This window comes from Marinitenerispora sediminis (assembly GCF_003336425.1).
GTDB lineage: Bacteria > Actinomycetota > Actinomycetes > Streptosporangiales > Streptosporangiaceae > Marinitenerispora > Marinitenerispora sediminis.
Map to the genome: position 1 here is coordinate 1 of NZ_QEIO01000434.1, position 223 is coordinate 223.

The window sequence follows — 223 nt, forward strand, 5'->3', positions numbered from 1 at the left end:
TCGCCGGTGGCGGCGTCGATACGCAGCCGCTCGGCGATGCGGTTCCAGGTGCCCGCCAGCGACCAGCGGCGGTGCCGCCCCGCGGCGGTCTCCCCGGGGGCGTACCGCTCGGGCACATCCCGCAAGGGGATCCCCGTCCTGGTGCGGGCGCGGAACAGGATGGCGTTGACGGTTCCGCGGTGGTCGGCCCACCGCTGGCCTTTGCGGGGATGGGCGGGCATGA

Annotated in this window: 1 protein-coding gene; it reads right to left on the reverse strand. The window is 75.3% G+C overall.

From position 1 onward, the window contains the following. Nucleotides 1-223 (reverse strand): transposase (locus DEF28_RS27135; RefSeq protein ID WP_147281127.1); only part of this gene is annotated, 223 nt, incomplete at both ends.